10 protein-coding genes are annotated in these 15523 nt (G+C 71.2%); 6 read left to right on the top strand and 4 right to left on the bottom strand.

All coding sequences use genetic code 11. The annotated features are described in order from the left end of the window. Window positions 1–159 precede the first annotated feature (159 nt). On the top strand, window positions 160–900 hold the full coding sequence (locus tag ACFZBP_RS23950; protein ID WP_383448195.1) for a class I SAM-dependent methyltransferase: 741 nt from the start codon (window positions 160–162) through the stop codon (window positions 898–900). A gap of 183 nt (window positions 901–1083) precedes the next feature. Here ACFZBP_RS23950 and mfd read toward each other — a convergent pair whose 3' ends face one another. Continuing rightward, window positions 1084–4614: a transcription-repair coupling factor gene (gene mfd / locus ACFZBP_RS23945; RefSeq protein WP_383448192.1), complete on the bottom strand. Its 3531-nt coding sequence runs from the start codon at window positions 4612–4614 to the stop codon at window positions 1084–1086. Window positions 4615–4893: 279 nt separating this feature from the next. Between mfd and ACFZBP_RS23940 the strand changes: the two genes are divergently transcribed. Then, complete coding sequence (locus ACFZBP_RS23940) at window positions 4894–6348, top strand: DUF2079 domain-containing protein (protein WP_383448189.1); 1455 nt, start codon at window positions 4894–4896, stop codon at window positions 6346–6348. Window positions 6349–6473: 125 nt separating this feature from the next. On the opposite strand, the gene ACFZBP_RS23935 is transcribed toward ACFZBP_RS23940, so the two are convergent. Then, window positions 6474–9044 carry an FtsX-like permease family protein gene (locus ACFZBP_RS23935; RefSeq protein ID WP_391415934.1) on the bottom strand — a complete coding sequence of 857 codons (2571 nt, stop codon included), beginning with the start codon at window positions 9042–9044 and terminating at the stop codon, window positions 6474–6476. Next, complete coding sequence (locus ACFZBP_RS23930; RefSeq protein ID WP_391416104.1) at window positions 9041–9832, bottom strand: ATP-binding cassette domain-containing protein; 792 nt, start codon at window positions 9830–9832, stop codon at window positions 9041–9043. Before ACFZBP_RS23930 ends, ACFZBP_RS23935 begins: the two co-directional genes overlap by 4 nt. A 461-nt stretch (window positions 9833–10293) precedes the next feature. Between ACFZBP_RS23930 and ACFZBP_RS23925 the strand changes: the two genes are divergently transcribed. Both ACFZBP_RS23925 and ACFZBP_RS23920 read left to right on the top strand, forming a co-directional pair. Then, window positions 10294–11808, top strand: a complete 1515-nt coding sequence (locus ACFZBP_RS23925; protein WP_391415931.1) for an MFS transporter — start codon at window positions 10294–10296, stop codon at window positions 11806–11808. 54 nt (window positions 11809–11862) lie between these two features. After that, a complete protein-coding gene (locus ACFZBP_RS23920) occupies window positions 11863–12138 on the top strand; it encodes a hypothetical protein (RefSeq protein ID WP_391415929.1) in 276 nt (91 codons plus the stop codon). A gap of 32 nt (window positions 12139–12170) precedes the next feature. Here ACFZBP_RS23920 and ACFZBP_RS23915 read toward each other — a convergent pair whose 3' ends face one another. Next, on the bottom strand, window positions 12171–13076 hold the full coding sequence (locus ACFZBP_RS23915; protein ID WP_391416102.1) for an endonuclease/exonuclease/phosphatase family protein: 906 nt from the start codon (window positions 13074–13076) through the stop codon (window positions 12171–12173). 307 nt (window positions 13077–13383) lie between these two features. Between ACFZBP_RS23915 and ACFZBP_RS23910 the strand changes: the two genes are divergently transcribed. Together ACFZBP_RS23910 and ACFZBP_RS23905 are read left to right on the top strand one after the other, a co-directional pair. Then, the gene (locus ACFZBP_RS23910) at window positions 13384–13881 is read left to right on the top strand and encodes a DUF485 domain-containing protein (RefSeq protein WP_391415926.1); all 498 of its coding nucleotides are present in this window, start codon (window positions 13384–13386) and stop codon (window positions 13879–13881) included. Next, on the top strand, window positions 13878–15488 hold the full coding sequence (locus tag ACFZBP_RS23905) for a cation acetate symporter (protein WP_383448171.1): 1611 nt from the start codon (window positions 13878–13880) through the stop codon (window positions 15486–15488). The genes ACFZBP_RS23910 and ACFZBP_RS23905 overlap by 4 nt, the downstream gene beginning before the upstream one ends. Window positions 15489–15523 lie beyond the last annotated feature (35 nt).

Raw genomic sequence — 15523 nt, 5'->3', positions numbered from 1 at the left:
CACGCTTTAGGGGGTGTTTCGAGAGTCCCGTGCGGTGCCCGCGCCCGCCGCGGCAGCGGCTGGTGCAGGGCGCCGTGGGTGCTGTGCGGGACTTTCGAAGCACCCCCTAGCGCCCTGATCGTGTTGACCGCCTCCGGCAGGCGGTGCTGGAGTCGGCACGTGGACAGCATCCCCGCCAACCGGCGGCTCTGGAACCAGATCAGCGGCGCCTACCAGCACGAGCACGACCCGCGCATCGGCGCCGCACCCCGGCTGTGGGGCATGTACTCCATCCCCGACGCACACCTGCACGCCCTGGGCGACGTCACCGGCAAGCGCGTCCTCGAACTCGGCTGCGGCGCCGGCCAGTGGTCCAGGGCGCTGGCCGCCGAGGGCGCCACCGTCGTCGGGCTCGACCTGTCCGAAGCCCAACTGGCCGCGGCGGCCCGCGCGATGGGAGCGGCCCGCTACCCGCTGGTGCAGGGCGCCGCCGAACAACTCCCCTTCGCCGCCGACAGCTTCGACCTGGTGTTCTGCGACTTCGGTGGGCTCAGCTGGGCGCCCCCGCACCTGGCCGTCCCGGAGGCCACACGTGTCCTGGGCCGAGGCGGGCGCCTGGTGTTCAACGTCGCCAGCCCATGGTTCGAGGCCTGCTACGACGAAGCCGCCAGCCGCGTGACCACGACCTTGCGGCAGGACTACTTCGGGCTGAACACCATTGCCGAAGGCGACGGCGCGACCAGCTACCAGCTCACCTACGGCGACTGGGTCAGGGTCCTGCGCGGCGCGGGTCTCATCATCGACGACCTCATCGAGCCGCGACCCGACCTCGGAACGCTCAACGGCTACAACGAAACCGACCCGCCCGACTGGGCACACCGCTGGCCGGCGGAACTGCTCTGGGTAACCCACAAACCGTAGGTTCCGCCGCGCCGAGACGTGAAGGGCCCCTCGCCGACCAGGCCTAGTGCTAGGCCTAGGCCTAGGGCTAGGGCTAGGCCTAGGGCTAGGGCTAGGGCTAGGCCTAGGGCTAGGGCTAGGGCTAGGGCTAGCCAGAGCCGGATCGAGGCGAGGGGGACGGTCCCGTGGCGCACGTAGGCGCTGTCACGACCCCAGGATCGACGCCAGGAACTCTCCGACCCAGCCCAGCAACTCCCGCCCGACCAGCGGCTTTCCGCCCACCTTCGCGGTCTTCGGGCGTGGCACCAGCAGCTGGTGCACGGCCGGCTTGATGACGGTGCCCGGGTACAGGCGCTTGACCCGCAGCTCCTGGGACTCGCGCAACTCCACCGGTGCGAAGCGGATGTTGTTGCCCTGGAGGACGATCTCGCCGACGCCGCACGCGCGGGCCAGCATCCGCAGGCCCGCCACCAGCAGGAGGTTCTCGACCGGCTCGGGCAACTTGCCGTAACGGTCGACGAGTTCCTCGCGTACGGCCTTGATGTCCTCCTCCGTGTTGGCGGAGGCGATGGCACGGTAGGCCTGGAGGCGGAGCCGCTCGCCCGGCGCGTAGTCGTGCGGGACGTGGGCGTCGACCGGCAGCTCGATCTTGACCTCCAGCGGCGGCTCCTCCTCCACCCCGCCCTCCAGCGAGGCGCGGTAGTCGGCGACGGCCTCGCCGACCATACGGACGTACAGGTCGAAGCCGACGCCCGCGATGTGGCCGGACTGCTCGCCGCCCAGCAGGTTGCCGGCGCCGCGGATCTCCAGGTCCTTCATGGCGACGTACATGCCCGCGCCCATCTCAGTGTGCTGGGCGATGGTCGCGAGCCGCTCGTGGGCCGTCTCCGTCAGCGGCTTCTCCGGCGGGTACAGGAAGTACGCGTACCCGCGCTCGCGCCCGCGCCCCACCCGGCCGCGCAGCTGGTGCAGCTGGGAGAGGCCGAAGTTGTCGCCACGCTCCACGATCAGGGTGTTGGCGTTGGAGATGTCGATGCCGGACTCGACGATCGTCGTCGAGACCAGGACGTCGAACTTCTTCTCCCAGAAGTCGACGACGACCTGCTCCAGCGCCTGTTCCGACATCTGGCCATGGGCGGTGGCGATGCGCGCCTCGGGGACGATCTCACGCAGGCGGGCGGCCGCGCGGTCGATGGACTCGACGCGGTTGTGGATGTAGAAGACCTGGCCCTCGCGCAGCAGTTCGCGGCGGATCGCGGCGCCGATCTGCTTCTCCTCGTAGGGGCCGACGAAGGTCAGGACCGGGTGGCGCTCCTCGGGCGGGGTCGTGATCGTCGACATCTCCCTGATGCCCGTGACCGCCATCTCCAGGGTCCTCGGGATCGGGGTGGCGGACATCGTCAGGACGTCCACGTTGGCGCGCAGCTTCTTCAGCTGCTCCTTGTGCTCGACGCCGAATCGCTGCTCCTCGTCGACGATGACCAGGCCCAGGTCCTTGAACTTGGTCTCCGACGAGAACAGCCGGTGCGTGCCGATCACGATGTCCACCGAGCCTTCGCGCAGGCCCTCCAGGGTCGCCTTCGCCTCGGTGTCGGTCTGGAAGCGGGACAGGGCCCGGGTGTTGACCGGGAACTGCGAGTAGCGCTCGGAGAACGTGCCGAAGTGCTGCTGGACGAGGAGGGTCGTCGGCACCAGGACCGCCACCTGCTTGCCGTCCTGCACCGCCTTGAACGCGGCCCTGACCGCGATCTCCGTCTTGCCGTAACCGACGTCGCCACAGATCAGGCGGTCCATCGGGACCGACTTCTCCATGTCCTCCTTGACCTCGGCGATGGTCGTCAGCTGGTCGGGCGTCTCCGCGTAGGGGAAGGCGTCCTCCAGCTCGCGCTGCCAGGGGGTGTCCGAGCCGAAGGCGTGCCCGGGGGCCGCCATGCGCGCGCTGTAGAGCTTGATCAGGTCGGCCGCGATCTCCTTGACGGCCTTCTTCGCGCGTGCCTTCGTCTTCGTCCAGTCGGCGCCGCCCAGGCGGTGCAGGGTGGGGGCCTCGCCGCCGACGTACTTGGTGATCTGCTCCAGCTGGTCGGTGGGGATGTAGAGCCGGTCGCCGGGCTGGCCGCGCTTGGCGGGGGCGTACTCGACGACGAGGTACTCGCGTGTGGCGCCCTGCACGGTGCGCTGCACCATCTCGATGTAGCGGCCGACGCCGTGCTGCTCGTGGACGATGTAGTCGCCCGTCTCCAGGGTGAGCGGGTCGATGGTCTTGCGGCGGCGGGCCGGCATCCGGGCGCCGTCCTTGCCGGCCGCCTTCTGCCCGGACAGGTCGGTCTCGGTCAGGACGGCCAGCCGCAGCGCGGGATCGACGAAGCCGTAGTCGATCGAGCCGCAGGCGACATGGACGATCGACGGGGAGATCTCCCCCAGGTCGGTTTCCAGACGGGCCGCCACGCCCTCGCCGCCGAGCACCTCGACCGTGCGGGCGGCCGGGCCGTGGCCCTCGGTCACGAAGACCGTGCGCCAGCCTTCGGCGAGCCACCCCTTGGTGTCGGCGAGGGCCTTCGCGGTGTCACCGCGGTACGACTCGGGGGCGTGCATGCCGAGCTTGAGGGTGTCCGCGTCGAGGGTCTCGTCGGCCGCGAACGGCGACACCGACCACCACATCATCTCCAGCTCGCGCGCGCGGTCGCGGACGTCCGCGATGGACCACAGGGAGGCCGCGCCGACGTCGATGGGGGCCTCGCCGCCGCCGGCCGTGGCGGCCCAGGACGCCTGGAGGAACTCCTGCGAGGTGGCCACGAGGTCGGCGGCACGCGTGCGTACCCGCTCCGGGTCGCACACGACGGCCATGGCGCCCTTGGGCAGGACGTCGAGCAGCAGCTCCATGTCGTCGACGAGGACGGGGGCGAGGGACTCCATGCCCTCGACCGCGATGCCCTCGGCGATCCTGCCGAGCAGTTCGCCGAGCTCCGGGTGCTCTTCGGCGAGGGCACGCGCGCGGGCCCGTACGTCGTCGGTGAGGAGGAGTTCGCGGCAGGGCGGCGCCCACAGGCCGTGCTCGGCGACTTCGAGGGAGCGCTGGTCGGCGACCTTGAAGTAGCGGATCTCCTCGACGTCGTCGCCCCAGAACTCGATGCGCAGGGGGTGTTCCTCAGTGGGCGGGAAGACGTCCAGGATGCCGCCTCGTACGGCGAACTCGCCGCGCTTCTCGACGAGCTCCACGCGCGCGTACGCGGCGGCCGCGAGGGACTCCACGATCTCGTTCAGGTCGGCGGTCTGGCCGTGCCGCAGGGCGACCGGTTCCAGATCGCCGAGGCCCTTGACCTGGGGCTGGAGGACCGAGCGGACGGGGGCCACGACGACGGAGACCGGGCCGGTCTCGGGGTCGTCGGTGCGCGGGTGGGCGAGGCGGCGCAGGACCGCGAGGCGGCGGCCGACGGTGTCGCTGCGGGGGCTGAGGCGCTCGTGCGGGAGGGTCTCCCAGGACGGGTACTCCACGACGCCCTCGGAGGGGAGGAGCGAGCGCAGGGCCGCCGCGAGGTCCTCGGCCTCGCGGCCCGTCGCCGTCACCGCGAGGACCGGGCGGTCGGTCTCGCGGGCGAGAGCGGCGATGGCGAAGGGGCGGGCCGCCGGGGGGCCGACGAGGTCGACGTGCATGCGGTTGCCGTCTGCGGCCGCCGTGATCGCTTCCGCGAGGGCGGTGTCCTTGACTACGGCGTCGAGCAGACCGTGCAGGCTCATGGAGGGGCGCTTCCGTCCGGGGGGTGGGCAACACGAAGGGCCCGACGCGGGTGGCAGGCCGGGGGCTTCCAGCGTACGTCGCTGCGCGGGCGGGTGCCGGGCCTGTGGATAACGTCCGTTCTCTTGTGCGCGGCGTTGACGTGGCCGTGCAGGGGCTCCGCCCCTTCGACCCCGCTGGGGCTGCCGCCCCGGACCCCGCCATCAGCCCTCCGGGCCTCGTCCTCGAACGCCGGACGGGCTGGTTGTGGCGCTGTCCCCCGCACCACGTAAGGTCCCCCCATGCCCACCCCCGCCACCTCCACGACGCCGGACACGTCCGCGGACCCCCACATATCGGCGCCCGCCGCGAGCCCGGACGGGCGTGCGCGGCCCGGTTCCGGGCGGCGTGACCCGTGGCTGTTGGCTGTCGTGCTCTTCGTCGGCTATGCGATCGTCTCGGTCGGCCGTTACCGGCATCTGGGGCAGCGGTCGTGGGATCTGGGGATCTTCGAGCAGGTCATCCGGTCGTACGCGCATCTTCAGGCGCCGATCGCGGATCTGAAGGGGCCGGGGTTCAACATCCTCGGGGATCACTTCAGCCCGGTGACGGTGCTGCTGGCGCCGTTCTACCGGGTGTTCCCCTCGCCGGTGACGCTTCTCGTGGCGCAGGCCGTGCTGTTCGCGCTGTCGGCCGTGCCGGTCGCCCGGGCCGCGGCCCGGATGCTGGGGCGGTGGCGTGGGCTCGCGATCGGGGTGGCGTACGGGCTGTCGTGGGGACTTCAGCAGGCTGTCGACTTCGACTTCCACGAGATCTGCTTCGCCGTACCGCTGATCGCGTTCAGCCTTGAGGCGCTGCTCGCGCGGCGTTGGCGCGGGGCTCTGCTGTGGGCGCTGCCGCTGGTCCTCGTGAAGGAGGACCTGGGGATGACCGTCGCGGCCATCGGCGTGGTCGTCGCCCTGCGGGCCCGCCAGGACTCCGCGCGGGCGGCGCGGTACGGGCTGGGTGTCGCCGTGTTCGGCGTGGTGGCCGTCGCGGTGACCCTGCTGCTGGTCATCCCGAGCTTCAACAGCGCCGGAACTTACGACTACTGGAACAAGGTGAGCGAGTCGGGCGGCGGCGGCCCCTTCGACGGCCTCGACACCAAGCTCCGTACGCTCGGCTGGCTGCTCGTCCCCACGACCGGGCTGCTCGCGATCCGCTCGCCGCTGCTGCTGGTCGCACTGCCCACTGTCGGCTGGCGTTTCGTCTCGTCCTACTCGCAGTACTGGGGCACCGACTGGCACTACAGCGCCGTGCTCATGCCCGTCGTGACCCTCGCGCTCGTCGACGCCCTCGACACCGCACGGCACAGCACGCGCGCGTGGCTGCGGTCGTACGCGGAGCAACTGCCGGCGGCCGTGGCGGCGGCCTCGGTCGCGCTGACCACCTCGCTGCCGCTCGCCGCGCTGACGGAGAGCGAGATCTACCGCAAGCCCGCGCGCGTGACGGCGGTCGAGCGGCTCCTCTCCCAGGTTCCGGACGACGCCTCCGTCGAGGCGAACATAGCTCCGATCAGCCGGCTCACCTCCCGCTGCCGGGTCTTCTGGATCAGCAACACACGCGGCATCGATCCCGACTACATCGCCCTCGACAACTCCCGCAAGCGCTACAGCGACGTCGAGGCCTACGCCCGGGAACTCCACCCTGACGCCCGCTACGTCGTCACGGGCACCGCCTACGGGGTCGTGCTGCTGGAGCGACAGACCGAAGGGTGACGTACATGTGTCGGGCCCGGTCCGCAGGCAGTGGATCTCCTGCGGACCGGGCCCGTCCCCCGCAACCCCCGTATGCGGTGGCTACTCGGTGATTCCGGTTCCTCTGTGGCTACTCGGCTACTCGGCTATTCGGTCGCGATGGCGTTCAGTACGTTCATCCGGCCCGCCCTGAACGCCGGCACCAGGGCCGCGAACAGGCCCACGAAGGCCGAGCCGATGAAGACGCCGATGATCGTCGGCCACGGGATGTCGAGGACGTTCAGGCCCTCAAGGGCGAGCAGCTTCTGGGCCGTCGCGCCCCAGCCCATGCCGAGTCCGAGGCCCAGCAGGGCGCCGAACAGGGCGATCACCACCGACTCCATGCGGATCATGCGGCGCAGCTGGCGGCGGGAGAGGCCGATGGCGCGCATCAGGCCGATCTCGCGGGTGCGTTCCACCACCGACAGGGCCAGGGTGTTCACCACGCCGAGGACGGCGACGATGATCGCCAGGGCGAGCAGGCCGTAGATCATGTTCAGGAGCTGGCCCATCTGGTCCTTGAGCTCCTGCTTGTAGTCGGTCTGGTCGCGGACCGGGTACTGCGGGTAGTCGTGCAGGGACTTCTTCAGCGCCGCGTACGCCGCCTCCTCCTGGCCGTCCTTCGCCTTGGCGAGCAGCATGTCGCTCTGCGGGATCCGGTCGGCGGGGAGGTACCGCTCCAGGGTGTCGATGCTGATGTAGCGCGCGCCCTGGTCGAAGGCGGTGTCGTCGTCCGTGATGGCCGTGACCTTCAGCTTCGCCGTCTCGCCGCCCTTGAAGGCGACGGAGACAGTGTCGCCGACGTGCACACCGTGCTTCTTGGCGTAGTCGGACCCGACCGACATGGCGTCCTTGCCGTAGGCGGCGGACAGGGTGCCCTCCGTGGTCGCACGGCGCAGGTCCTCGGCGTACGTCGGGTCGGCCGCCGTGAGCCCGGTGTCGTCGGTCTTGCCGTCGGGCGAGGTCAGCGTGGCGTCGACCTGCTTGGAGCGGGAGACGTGCTCCAGGCCCGGCGTCTGCCGCATCGCCTTCTCGGCGTCCGCGACGATGGACTGCTGGCCGCGCATGACGATGAAGTCCGCGCCGACCGACTTGTCGAGCTCGCTCGTCGCCGAGGCGACCATCGAGGAGCCGACCACCGACAGGCAGGCCACCAGGGCGAGACCGATCATCAGGGCGGCGCCCGTGGCACCGGTACGGCGCGGGTTGCGCAGGGCGTTGCGCTCGGCCATGCGGCCGACGGGGCCGAAGGCGCGCAGCAGGACCGCGCTGATCACCCGGACCACGGCGCCCGCGAGCAGCGGGCCGACGACCACGAAGCCGATCAGGGTCAGCACCACGCCGCCGCCCAGCATCAGCGCGCCGTCGCTCGCCTTGTCGGCCGTGGCCGCCGCGAACAGGGCGAAGGCGCCGGTGCCCGTGAGGACGAGCCCGATCAGGCCGCGGATCCAGCCGGCCTTGATGTCGGCCGGGGTCCCGGCGTCGCGCAGGGCGGCCATCGGGGAGACCTTGCCGGCGCGGCGGGCGGGGAGGTAGGCGGCGAGGACGGTGACGACGACGCCGAGGATCAGACCGATGACCGGGGTCGCCGCCTTCACCGTGAGGTCGTCGGTGGAGAGGTTCATGCCGGCCATCGACATCAGCTTCATCAGGCCGACGGCGATGCCCACACCGGCTCCGACGCCCAGGACGGATCCGATGAGGCCCAGCAGCAGGGCCTCCACCAGCACGGACCGGTTGACCTGGCGGCGGGAGGAGCCGATGGCCCGCATGAGGCCGATCTCGCGGGTGCGCTGGGCGACCAGCATCGAGAAGGTGTTGATGATCAGGAAGATGCCCACCAGGAACGCGATCCCGGCGAAGCCGAGCATGGCGTACTTGATGATGTCCATGAACTCGCCGACGTCCTTGCGGTTCTCGTCGGCGTTCTCCTTGGCCGTCTGGATCTTGTACGAGCCGTTCAGGGACTTGGTGATGTCCTGCTTGAGCTGGGTGTCGCTGACGCCGGCCGCGGCGGTGACGGCGACCTGGGTGAAGCGGCCCGTGGCGCCGAGGAGGCCCCGCTGGGCGGTCTCGGTGTCGAAGTAGACGACGGCCGCGCCGGGGTTGGTGACCTTCCAGGAGGCGATGCCGACGATCCGGGCGCGGATGTCGCCGGTGGCGGCGATGGTGCGCAGTTCGTCGCCGAGCTTCAGGTCGTGCTTGTCGGCGGTGTCGGCGTCGACCATGACCTCGGTGGGCCCGCGCGGGGCGTGCCCGGAGGTGATCTCCATGGACTTCAGGTCGTTCTTGGTCCAGTTGCCGGCGATGGTGGGCGCGCCGGTGGAGGAACCCATGTTCTCGTTCTCGGAGTTGACGACGGTCACGCTCATCGAGGCGACCGCGCCCTCGGCCTGCTGGACGCCGTCGACGGCCGCGACCTGCTCGACGGTGGAGGCGGGCAGCGAGACCGGGCGGCCGGTGCCGGCGCCGTCGTCCTCGTCCTCGGCCGTCCTGGGGCTGACCGTGACGTCGGAGGCGGTGACGGCGAAGAGCTTGTCGAAGGTGGTGTTCATCGTGTCGGTGAACACGAGCGTGCCGCTCACGAAGGCCACCGACAGCAGGACGGCCACGGCCGACAGGGCCATGCGTCCCTTGTGCGCGAAGAAGTTGCGCATCGAGGTCTTCAGGACGGTCATGACGTACGCCCCCGGGCGTCGAAGTCCTTCATGCGGTCCAGGACGGCGTCGGCGGTGGGCTTGTACATCTCGTCGACGATGCGCCCGTCGGCGAGGTACAGCACCCGGTCCGCGTAGGAGGCGGCGACGGGGTCGTGGGTGACCATCACGATGGTCTGCCCGAGCTCGTCGACGGAGCGGCGCAGGAAGCCCAGTACCTCGGCGCCCGCGCGCGAGTCGAGGTTTCCGGTCGGCTCGTCACCGAAGATGATCTCGGGCCGGGCGGCCAGGGCGCGGGCCACGGCGACGCGCTGCTGCTGGCCGCCGGAGAGCTGGGTGGGCCGGTGCCTGAGCCGGTCGGACAGGCCGACGGTGTCGACCACCCGCGCGAGCCACTGCTTGTCGGGCTTGCGGCCCGCGATGTCCATGGGCAGCGTGATGTTCTCCAGGGCGTTCAGCGTCGGCAGCAGGTTGAACGCCTGGAAGATGAAGCCGATCCGGTCCCGGCGCAGCTGGGTGAGCTTCTTGTCCTTCAGCCCGGTGATCTCGGTGTCGTCGAGGTGGATCTGGCCGCCGGTGACGGTGTCGAGCCCGGCGAGGCAGTGCATCAGGGTGGACTTGCCGGACCCCGAGGGGCCCATGATCGCGGTGAACTGCCCCCGAGCGATGTCCACGTCCACGTGGTCGAGCGCGACGACCCGGGTCTCCCCCGACCCGTACGCCTTGACGACCTGCCGCGCCCGCGCGGCAACGGCCGTACTCCCTCCCGCCGCCCGACCACCGCCCCTAACCGAGGCGCTTCGCGCCACACCTTCTGAATCGCCCCCGTGCCCGGGAATGGTCACAGCCGATGTCACGGTATGTCTCCTAAGTCGGTTATGAGTCGGCGTACTGGGCCGTGGGCCGGTACGTCGATGACTGGGTACGTCGTTGAGTCTGGCGCCGGAGCAGGGTCCGGCGCGCTGGTGCCGAGCCCCGTCTTGTACGGGGGAAAACCCCACCCCCGCCGGTTCGGTGAGCCGCCCCCCAGCGGCGTAAAGCCAGATTAAGGACGGCCCCCCGGGCGTCTCGTCCTCCGGCGGTACCAACCCTCCCCGAGACCTAGTACGGAGGTACCCCTAAGGGCTCTCCACCCTTCGGTGGAGCGCGCGTCGGGGTTCTCTCCACCCTGCGGTCCATCCAGGCTCCACCCTGCCGCGACGTCAGGGTCAAGTGGGAAGCTGTTCGGCGGCATATAGGTGCAAGGGGAATGCATTAGGAAGGGAACCCGGTGGGCAGTACGAGACCGGCGATACGCGACACCGCACCGCACACCGGAACCGACAAGCGCGGGGCCGTGGTCGCGGCTCTGATGCTCGCGATGGCGCTGGCCGCGCTCGACGCCACCATCGTCTCCACGGCCGTCCCGCAGATCGTGGGCGACCTCGGCGGCTTCTCGGTCTTCTCCTGGCTGTTCTCCGGCTATCTGCTCGCGGTGACCGTGACCCTGCCGGTGTACGGCAAGCTCTCCGACACCTTCGGCCGCAAGCCGGTGCTGGTCGTGGGCGCGGCGCTGTTCCTGCTGGGCTCGCTGCTGTGCGCGCTGGCCTGGAACATGGCGGCGCTGATCGCGTTCCGAATCGTGCAGGGGCTGGGTGGCGGGGCGCTCCAGGGGACGGTGCAGACGCTGGCCGCCGATCTGTACCCGCTGGAGGAACGGCCCAGGATCCAGGCCAGGTTGTCCACGGTGTGGGCCGTGTCGGCGGTGGCGGGGCCCGGGTTGGGCGGGGTCCTGGCGGCGTACGCGGACTGGCGCTGGATCTTCCTGCTCAACCTGCCGATCGGGGCGGTGGCCCTGTGGCTGATCGTGCGGCACCTGCACGAGCCGAAGCGCGCCCCGGACCCGGAGGCGCCGGCCACGCGCGCGCGTGTCGACTGGGCGGGCGCGCTCGCGGTGTTCGCGTGCGGGGGCGTGCTGCTGACGGCGGTGGTGCAGGGCGGGGTGGCCTGGCCGTGGCTGTCGGGTCCGTCGCTCGCCCTGTTCGGTGCGGGACTGGCGCTGGTGGCGGTCGTGGTGGTCGTGGAGCGCCGGGCGGCCGAGCCGATCATCCCGGGCTGGGTGTGGCGGCGCCGGACGATCGCGGCGGTGAACCTGGCGCTGGGCGCACTGGGCTTGCTGATGGTGGCGCCGACGGTGTTCCTGCCGACGTACGCCCAGTCGGTCCTCGGACTGGCCCCGATGACGGCCGGGTTCGTGCTGTCGGTGTGGACGTTGAGCTGGCCGCTGTCGGCGGCGTGCAGCCAGCACGTCTACCGCAGGATCGGCTTCCGCAACACGGCGATGCTGGGCATCGGGACGGCGTCGCTGATCCTGCTCGCCTTCCCCTTCCTGCCCTACCCCGGGCAGGCGTGGCAGCCGACCCTGCTGATGCTGCTGCTGGGGGCGGCCCTCGGGCTGTTCCAACTGCCGCTGATCGTGGGCGTGCAGTCAACGGTCGGCTGGTCGGAGCGGGGCACGACGACCGCGTCGGTGCTGTTCTGCCGGCAGACGGGCCAGACGCTGGGCGCGGCGCTCTTCGGCGCCGTCGCGAACGGCGTACTCGCCTCCCGGCTCGGCGGCGCGGGCGACCTGGACTCGGTGACCCGCGCCCTGGACTCCGGCGGCACGGCACCGGAGGCCACCAGACGCGCCATCGCCGACGCGGTGCACGCCGTCTACCTGGGCGCGTCCTGCGCGGCGGCACTGGCCTTCCTGGTCCTGTTGCTGCTGGCGCCGAGGCGGTTCCCGGTACTTGAGGAGAACTGATCCCACCGCTTGTACGGTGGCCCGAACTCCCGCTGTCCCGAAGGAGATTCCGCGATGCCCAGGCTCACGCGCACACTCGCGGCCACGGCCCTGACGGTCGCGGTCGCCGGGTACGTGGCGACCGAGTACCTCAACGCGAGCACCCCCTCCGCCGGCCCCTCCAGCCCCTACGCCCCGGAGCCGTCGTCGACCCGCGAGCCGCTGTCCCCGGAATGCACCCCGGCGTCACCGGCCACCGCGCTTCCCACGACGCTCCCCACAGCGCCGCCGACCGCTCCGGTCGAGGACCACCTGTGCGTCGGATGGCACGCCACGGTCGAGAAGCGGTGAAGGCGGCTTCCGGACCGCCCGCTCGGCCGGCGCTACCGCAGCGTGACGCGCGCGGCGACCGGCAGATGGTCGCTGCCGGTCGCGGGCAGCGTGCGGATGTGACCGACCGTCGCCGAGCGGGCCATGACCTGGTCGATCCGGGCCAGGGGCAGTCCGGCCGGGAAGCTGAAGGCGAAGCCCCGCTCCGCCACGTTCATCCGTGAGGTCAGCGGCGCGAGTCCACGGTCGTCGACCGTGCCGTTGAGGTCGCCCAGCAGGATCACCGTCCGCTGCGGTTCGGCGGCGATGGCCGCGCCCAGCAGGCCGGCGCTCTCGTCCCGCCGGGCCGACGCGAGCCCGCTCGCCCGGACGCGGACCGAGGGCAGGTGCGCGACGTACGCCGCGACGTCGCCGTGCGGCGTGCGCACCAGGGTCCGCAGCCCGCGGCTCCAGTCCTCGGCGATCCCACGGGGTCTGATGTCCACCGTCCGGACAGCGCCGAGCGGATGCCTCGACCAGAGCCCGACGGTGCCCCGCACGGCGTGATACGGGAAGTCCTCGCCGAGCGCCTTCTCATACGCCGGGAGCGCCCCGGGCACCAGTTCCTCCAGCGCGACGAGGTCCGGCTCGACGTCGGCCAGGGCGCGGGCGGTGCCCGTCGGGTCGGCGTTCTGGTCGCTGACGTTGTGCTGCACCACGACCAGCTCGCGGGCGCCGGGCTGTGGGGCGGGCAGCAGCAGCCCGCCGAAGAGGTACGTCCAGGCCGCCACCGGCAGCAGCAGCGCCAGCAGCGCGACGGCGGAGCGGCGCAGCAGGGCGAGACCGAGCAACGGCACGACCACCGCGCCGAGCCAGGGGAGGAAGGCCTCCAGCAGACTCCCCGCGCGTCCCAGCGAATTGGGCACGGCCCGGTGGAACGCCAGCAACAAGCCCGTCAGCACGGCGCACGCGGTGAGCACACGCCCGCGGACCGCCCACCGCGCCCCCCACCGGCTCGCCGCCGCCCGCACCGTCGCTGTCACGCCTGCCAAGACGATCCGCCGGGCCGATCAGTTTCGCCGGCCGTCACCTGTGCTCAAAAGTCTGAGTTAACGCCGGTAACACACCAGGTCAGACACGGTTTGATGGAGAAAGCGCATACCGACCACTCAGTTTGGTGAAACCCTCGCCTATCTCGGTACCGCCGAGTAACGTGCGTTGCTCGCCCGCCCCCCACCTCCCTGCGGTCCGCCGCAACCGGACCCGAGCCACGCAAGGAGCCACGGGATGTCCCCGTCCTTCGACCCGTCACCGCCGTACCAGTACGGCCCGGGCGACACGTCACCGTCGTACGGCACGTCACCGTCGTACGGCACGTCACCGTCGTACGACACCTACCCCTGGCAGACCCCCACCCCGCCGGGGCCGCCACCCCCACGGCACCGAACCCCCGACCACCCACCCCTCGGACACCACAGCGACCTGCGGATCCTGCGCACGGCCTACCGCTGGCAGCGGCGCGTGGCGACGCTCACCGCGCTCGGCTACTTCACCCTGTTCCTGATCCTGTCCGCCGCCGCGCCCGGGTTCATGTCGAGCACGGTCACCGACGGACTGCCCGCCGGGCTGCTGCTCGCCCTGATCCAACTGCCCGTCACCTGGCTGGCGATAGGCCTGTACGAGCACACCGCCCGTCGTTACGTCGACCCGCTCGCGGACCGCATCCGCAAGTTGGCCGAAGTAGACGCCAAGCGGGAGACGGGGAACCGGGGGCTGCGGCGATGACCGACTTCAGCGGAGACGCACAGGCGATGTCCCTGGTCGCCTTCTGTGCCGTGGCCACCATCACGCTGCTGCTGTGCGTGATGACCGGCCCGGACCGGGACGACCTCGACGAGTTCTACACGGGCTACAGCTCCCTGTCCCCGATGCGCAACGGCCTCGCCATCGCGGGCGACTACATCAGCGCCGCGACCGTACTGGGCACCACCGGCGTCGTCGCCCTGTGCGGTTACGACGGTGTCGTGCTGGCGCTGAGCACGGCCCTGTCGCTGATGCTGCTGATGTTCCTGCTGGCCGAACCCCTGCGCAACGCGGGCCGGTTCACCATGGGCGACGCGCTGGCGCGCCGTATGCCCGGGCGGGGCGTGCGGATCGCGGCGTGCGCGGTGACGCTGGCCGCGCTGGTGCCGCTGATGCTGGTGCAGCTGGCCGGCACCGGACAACTGCTGGCCTTCATCCTCGGGTTCTCCAGCGACAGCCTCAAGACGGGGTGCATCATCGGCCTCGGCGTCCTGATGATCAGCTACGCCGCGATCGGCGGGATGAAGGGCACCGCGCTCATCCAGATCCTGAAGATGGTGATGCTGCTCGGCTCGGGCGCCGTGGTCGCCCTGCTGGTGCTGGCGCGGTTCGACTGGGACCCGGGCGCGCTGTTCGCCGCCGCGGCCCGGCAGAGCGGGGTCGGCTCGGCGTTCCTGGAGTCGGGTCTGCAGTTCGCGGGCGGCCCGCATCCGCGCCTCGACATGATCAGCTCCCAGCTCGCCGTCGTCCTCGGCGGTGCGGTGCTGCCGCACATCACCATGCGCATGTACACGGCGGCCGGCGCCCGTCAGGTCCGGCGCTCGATGTCCTGGGCGGTTTCGAGCGTGGCCCTGTTCGTGCTGGTCATCACGGTCGTCGGCTTCGGCGCGACGGCACTGATCGGGCGGGCGGTGATCGCCGGGGCGGACCCGCAGGGCAACACCGCGTATCTGCTGGGCTCCCGGGCGGCGTTCGGCGCCGAGGTCTCCACCGCGGAGACCCTGCTCTTCACCGCGGTCACCACGGCCATCTTCCTCACGGTGCTCGCCTCGGTCGCCGGCATGATCCTGGCCTGCGCGAACTCCCTCGCCCACGACGTGTTCGCCACGCGGCTGCGGGAGTTGTCGGGCCGCCGCGAGATGACGGTGGCACGGCTGTCGGCGCTGGCGGTGGGGGTTCCGGCGATCGTGCTGGCGACGATGGTCCAGCACCGCAGTCTCCAGCCGCTGGTGACCCTGTCCTTCACGTTGGGCGCCTCGGCCATCGCCCCGGCCCTCGTCTACAGCCTCTTCTGGCGCCGGTACACCCGGTCGGGCCTGCTGTGGACGCTGATCGGCGGTTCGGTGGTGGTGCTGGTGCTGATGCCGGGGACGAATCTGGTCTCCGGGTCACCGGTCTCGGCGTTCCCCGAAGCCGACTTCAACTGGTTCCCGTTCACGACCCCCGGCCTGGTGTCGGTACCGGCCGGCTTCGCCTTCGGATGGCTGGGGACGGTCCTGTCGGGGCGGGGTGAGTCGGAGGAACAGCGACGGCAGTACGAGGCCGTCGAGGGGTGGATTCTCGCGGGGGCGGTGCGCAGGGGGGACTGAGGCGCGCGCCTGGCGCCCGGAGTCGGGGGCGGGGT

It is taken from the genome of Streptomyces sp. NPDC008086 (genome assembly GCF_042957325.1).
In the GTDB taxonomy this organism is placed as follows: Bacteria; Actinomycetota; Actinomycetes; order Streptomycetales; family Streptomycetaceae; genus Streptomyces.
Note: the sequence above shows the minus strand (reverse complement) of the source record. Positions and strands in the feature narration are given on the sequence as shown.

Excerpts from the sequence above, each read along its gene's own strand:
- ACFZBP_RS23910 (WP_391415926.1), top strand. The coding sequence starts at position 13,384 with ATGTCCCCGTCCTTCGACCCGTCACCGCCGTACCAGTACGGCCCGGGC.
- ACFZBP_RS23905 (WP_383448171.1), top strand. The coding sequence starts at position 13,878 with ATGACCGACTTCAGCGGAGACGCACAGGCGATGTCCCTGGTCGCCTTC.
- ACFZBP_RS23935 (WP_391415934.1), bottom strand. The coding sequence starts at position 9,044 with ATGACCGTCCTGAAGACCTCGATGCGCAACTTCTTCGCGCACAAGGGA.
- mfd (WP_383448192.1), bottom strand. The coding sequence starts at position 4,614 with ATGAGCCTGCACGGTCTGCTCGACGCCGTAGTCAAGGACACCGCCCTC.
- ACFZBP_RS23920 (WP_391415929.1), top strand. The coding sequence starts at position 11,863 with ATGCCCAGGCTCACGCGCACACTCGCGGCCACGGCCCTGACGGTCGCG.
- ACFZBP_RS23940 (WP_383448189.1), top strand. The coding sequence starts at position 4,894 with ATGCCCACCCCCGCCACCTCCACGACGCCGGACACGTCCGCGGACCCC.